At 39.7% G+C, this 5,447-nt stretch carries 2 protein-coding genes and 2 pseudogenes; 3 read left to right on the top strand and 1 reads right to left on the bottom strand.

Annotated elements, in window-relative coordinates:
• Positions 1 to 1,739: 1,739 nt before the first annotated feature.
• The 3 genes and pseudogenes from mobI to ACSVHP_RS22755 all read left to right on the top strand — a co-directional run.
• Entirely contained in the window at positions 1,740 to 2,225 is a 486-nt protein-coding gene (gene mobI, locus ACSVHP_RS22765; RefSeq protein ID WP_103793558.1) for a conjugative transfer protein MobI(A/C), read from the top strand.
• Positions 2,226 to 2,495: 270 nt separating this feature from the next.
• A pseudogene (locus ACSVHP_RS22760) lies at positions 2,496 to 2,647 on the top strand (type II toxin-antitoxin system RelB/DinJ family antitoxin); the annotation flags it as partial.
• A pseudogene (locus tag ACSVHP_RS22755) lies at positions 2,637 to 2,850 on the top strand (type II toxin-antitoxin system RelE family toxin); the annotation flags it as partial. The pseudogenes ACSVHP_RS22760 and ACSVHP_RS22755, both read left to right, overlap by 11 nt.
• Before the next feature lie 865 nt (positions 2,851 to 3,715).
• Here ACSVHP_RS22755 and ACSVHP_RS22750 read toward each other — a convergent pair.
• Complete coding sequence (locus ACSVHP_RS22750) at positions 3,716 to 4,357, bottom strand: DNA-binding protein (RefSeq protein WP_103793559.1); 642 nt, start codon at positions 4,355 to 4,357, stop codon at positions 3,716 to 3,718.
• Positions 4,358 to 5,447: the final 1,090 nt, after the last annotated feature.

Raw genomic sequence — 5,447 nt, 5'->3', positions numbered from 1 at the left:
TGAAAACCAGTATTATCAACGGCTCGGAAGTGTCTAGATTATCCGTGGCGATTCATCTCTTATCTGGAGATACAGCTACTGTCTGGTGTTTCAGGGGGCTACATCAGGAAATATCTAACTGTAACTGGTTAGATTAAGTAGGATACTTACACAAATTATATATTTACTATTAGGAGTCCTTTTCATCTTTCTGCTTGCTACTTGTATCTAGGTTGACAGTTGCGCTCGTAACAATACACTCGCACCCTCACTAAGTTTCATTTTCTATCCTCATTCCTCAGTCGCGTAAATGAAGACGCTCAACCTAGTAATAAAATCCTGCCGATGGCTTGCAAACTTAAGGACATAACAAAGCGGTTCATTTTTTTACCCACACGCTATCTAAGGTTAGATCAGCTAATATTTCATATCCTCAAGCGGAAATTTTATGGAAGGCATACCTGTTTCGTAGGGTTTTATCCACTATAGATATACTATGCGAGGTAATAACGCGTAAGTTTCAATTGTCTCCAAAGAAGATATTTCAAACTCGTGGGTGCACATAATAATATTGTGTTGTACTTTCTTGAAATAAGCAGATAAATTCGGGGGGGGGGGGAGGGAAGTAATAACCTATTCTCAAAAATAATAAATTTGGATGCCAAGCGTTTACTAACGAGACAACACCATTTTGTGTCTGACAATCATCAAGCCGACAATTGAACAGTTACATTTCATCACCTCCATATTACGTGAATCTGGTAAAGATATTTTCATCAGAGAAAATATCTTATGATCACAAATCAGCACTTGAAAAATTTCTTTGAACCAATATATTTTTTTGTTATGCAATGTGCAAGAAAAATGCTTGGTGTGTGTTTGAGCGAGAGAGGGTTTTTGTATGGCTATAATATTATCAGGCTAAAAAGAAAGTTTTATCATTGGAATTCTAATTAACTTAATCTCGCAAAGGCATGGTTTCTGGAAGGTTGAAAATACTGATTCATTGACATTTCATCATAAAACAACTGAACATCTTAAATAAAATCTGTTGTGAATGAAAATGCATCTTATACGCGTCCTCTTTCTAACCTTACCTATATAAGGAATTTTAAATTTTATTAAATGAAAACTATAATAGAAAACTGCAAAAATTAATATTTCAATCGACTTTTCTGTAGTCCCTGTCCTCTAACACTGTTAATGAATTAGTTAGATCCGTAGGTCAATACTAACTTTAATGCATATAACACTTTTTTACATAAGGCTGTCTTAATTTAACAACAGATTGGATTTAGCTTGCTGCTTATGTGCAACTTTTTGGATAAAAGAAAAACATAATTTACACGCACCATGTTTGACTTTTTCTGTAAAAGGCCCACATAAAAGGTTGCGATATGTTTAACTTTTACCCAAAAAGTTAAACATACATGAATTGCTCATGTTTAACTTTTCCTAGAAAAGTTAAACATGGATGAAATGACTATGTTTAACTTTTCTAGGAAAAGTGTTACAAGTATTAATCAAACTTTTGAAGTTATGCTGGGTACTTAAAAAAGTAACTTTATTAATGGTACCATTCGTACACCTAACAATCTTAATCCCTATCACGACCTAAGTGGTATCGGCGCTGAGCCAAAACTCGTCATAACTATTTTGAACATTCATACAAACTCGTCTGGGTGTAGTCCAAAATCCTCTTCTATCCGATGTGGAAGTCGGCATATTTCATGTATAGTATTGAGATACAGGAGGAGTGCATGAAAGATTTGCTAATCAAGTTGTACGAAGCACATCGGGCGCAGAACATCAGAAGCATTGATAGCGTTGCTGCTGAAGCTAAAAATGAGATCGATAATTACTGGACTATCTGGAAAACACGTAACAAAGAGATTATTTCAACTAGTAATGTACAAAAACAAGATTCAGAAAAACTTGGTCGCTATGCGCCAAGACTTGGACATATTGGTAGTGCAAAGAAATTAACTATTAACTGGGATGATTACGCATCGCGTCTAAAAGGTGTCCCGGCTATGCATCGCGCAATTCGTGTGAAACCATTGAAAGCGGGAATGTATTCGATAAATTGTTTTCCAAAATGTACTGAGTGGGAATGGCGCTTAATTTTTGAGTATGAAAGTAAGTTCTGCCTTTATAGAGAATCGCTTGAGTATTTCCATAAATACAATATTGAACTGTCAAGAAAGATCAGGAAGTTGAAAAATATTAAGAGTGAGGATGTCTGATATGACTAATAAGGCTCCAACAAAAAGATGCTATGTTAGACGTTGTGGAGTCTTATCGCGGTTGTGATGAAGCCGCCTCGGCGATATATGATGATGGCAGAACAGCGGAGAAAATGACAGAAAAAATCATGTATATAACATTCACTGAATAACTTTTGCTGTCAGGTTATAATGCTGAAGGAAAGGAAAAATGGAGAGATGGTACGTTTGGTAGACGAGCTTATAGGTGAGAAAACGGTAGAGGTGAAATTTAAGACCTAATGGTATTGAGCGCTTCTTCTCATGCTTGAACATATCGTTGACAATAAACGCTTGCCGTTCAAAAAAACACTTTCGAGTGATGAAGATGCTGAGTTCGTGAGATAGTGAAAGAGCGTGTTCGCAATCCTAAGCCTGTGCGTGTAATTTTGGATGAACTCTGATGGCGTATTTTTTGATTACGATGAGAGGGCACTAAAGGAATGGCGAAGCTAGGCTCAACAGTACGTGAACAGTTAAAAAAGATACTGGCTAAAGTGCTTGAGTCATCCCGAATTTAAGCGAAGTAACTTCGTGGCGTACCTGACTGTTACAAGATAAAGTTCAGGTTTTCAGGTTATCATTTTGCCTATCAGGCATAGACGAGTAGATGATTGTCTTCGCGATTTTCGTTGGTAAAAGAGAATGCCAAGAAGTTTATAGCTAGGAGGGAAACGGATACTCTAAGACAAAGCAGTAGAACTCTTTTCCGCAGTAAAGGTGTCACTTCTGCTTTGATTTGATATAAGAAAGACTTTATTAGCGAGCCGGTTTTCCACAATTACTTGGATGTTTAACATAGCGTCTAAAAACTCCATCGGTTAAATGATGTAAAGTGGATCTCCATAAATATTTCTGTCGTAAATTCGTGAAGTTCCTTTACGGTTTATAACATTATCAAATATGGATTGTGAACCGTGGTTAATGATTAGGAAAGCCACCAAAGATGGACTGTGGACCGTAATTGATGAGTAGAAAGCCACCAAAGATGGACTGTGGACTGTGATTGAAGTGTAGAAAGCCATCAAAGATGGACTGTGGGCCGTAATTGATGAGTAGAAAATCATCAAAGATGGACTGTGGGCCGTAATTGATGAATAGAAAGCCATCAAAGATGGACTGTGGACCGTAATTGATGGATGGAAAGCCATTAGTGAATGGGTACTAGAGCATAATCTGAACTTCCTTCTGCATATCATTATCTGCCTCATTGCTAATCATTATGAACGCCCTTGTTAACTTGAGACACATGCTAAGTATCAGTCCAATAATTATAAATTACAGTTCATCTACTACTGTTTCCCTCATAGAAGGCTGCTTGTAAAATCGCATCGTATTCCTGTTGTTTCCGGGCAGGCTGTTACTAATATTCGGCAAGGTTACATGCAGTGTTAAAGGTATACTTCAAAGGTATTTTGGCTATCATTCACTGAGAATGCTCTAATATTTTGAGCATTCCCCCACATTACAGGTTAGTGGGCAGTATGCTTGCCGCACAATCTCGCAGAACGTATTGCGAGCTCCAGTTCGTCGGGCTTTGCGCCATCCTGCATGATCTGAATCGGCGTTTTTGTCACGTCTTCACTGAGTTGAATCGGCGCTTTCAGCACACCGAGACGCAGCATTGGATGCGTGTCTTCATCAAACGCGCTCATGACTTCTTTAAACCCGGGCACCAGGCCTTTATCGGTGAACTGGAAGGCCGGGAAGATATAATCGGCGTTTTGTTTAAACGCAATGAGCTGATTCTTTTTCACCCGGACATTTACTGCCTGGCGGGTGATGCCCAGCTTATCGGCCACGTCGTTAACCTTAAGGGTGCCGCCAAGCTCCTGGAGGCTCTTGTAAAAAGCCTCCAGATTTTCGCGGCGACGGCGTACTTTACGCATCTCTTGTTCTGAAGCACGCGTCTTTTGTTCCATCTGAATGGAGCAGAGCAGTTGCATCAGTGAACCATCATCCAGCGTGATTGCGTCCAATGCCTGGTTTTTATCTTCAAACTCAGGCATCAGTGAGACCGCGATGTTATTAATCCTTTTCAGAAGACTTAGTTGAAAATCTGCCAGCGTCACTTTTGCGCTCAGCTCTAGTTCTGTTGTGGTATGTTTGTTCATAAGTTACCTCAGTTTGACATTTATTCTATTGTAATGGTCAAACTTCTGGTGATAAACCCGCAGACTCATTTAGATTTAGAATCAATTACGTAATAAATGCTAGGGGGCACTTTCTGCGGCGGTTTTGAATTGCTCTATAAGTAATTTGTCCGTCCAAGTTAAGAGTTTTTTTACAGATGCCTGCAGATCAGACAAAAAATATGTCTATCCGACTTGGATGTAAGGGTAAATTAATAATAAATATCAATGCATTAGGACTAAAAGGACATTGCTCACCCTGAGGATGGCTTTAACCAAAAAGAAAAGTGTCCGTCTAACTTGCAAGTTAAACTCATAATCCTTAGTCAACAAAAACTACAGAATTTGCATGCGGTACGTCCGATAGGGCAGAGTCGTTCGATCCAATCGACATCCTGGCTGCGGCCAGCACTGCCTTCATTTCGCTAGTATAAGGGTGATTTTTGTAAATGACGGCATCGAAGCACGCGAGCTGATCCTGACATACTGAGGCCTGTCCTAAAGCGCATCTCAGCGTAGGTAATATCCGAGACGACAATTTGGCTGTTATAAATCACCACTTGCACCAAGCATCTGATCACGACTGCCGACTGCTCTGACATGATGAATGATAAGTTGTTGATGTACAGCACATGTCTTATGTTCCCAGGCCACATAGTACTTCTTTGCTGACAATTTTTTCGTGCTGGGTAAGAAAATCCGGCTCGGCATTTCATTCTGTGCGTCCGAATCAGACGTCGAACAGGTTGCCGCCGAAGCAATCAGAGCTATTTTACGAAAAAGCCTCAAGGAGTGACCAATTTTTATTGACCATTGGAAGTGCTCGCGGTGGGCTTCATTGAGCTAAAAAACGTAAAGGAAGTGCGAATCTGGTTGTATTAATTCGTTTGTTACTATGACGAAAAACACTAGCGCAGTTTTATAGGCAGCAGTCTATAAATGAGGACGCGGATCAGAGAAGCTTGCTATGCAAGCTTCTCACGCCAGACATGAAACCGGCAACGTAGAGATAGGGGTCCGCTTGGAAAACGGAATCTATGGTCACTCCCGTTTTTGCAACACCGATTTTGAC

It is taken from the genome of Enterobacter sp. 186315, assembly GCF_053290175.1.
This window is presented reverse-complemented; position numbering and strand designations above follow the sequence as displayed.

Excerpts from the sequence above, each read along its gene's own strand:
- mobI (WP_103793558.1), top strand. The coding sequence starts at position 1,740 with ATGAAAGATTTGCTAATCAAGTTGTACGAAGCACATCGGGCGCAGAAC.
- ACSVHP_RS22750 (WP_103793559.1), bottom strand. The coding sequence starts at position 4,357 with ATGAACAAACATACCACAACAGAACTAGAGCTGAGCGCAAAAGTGACG.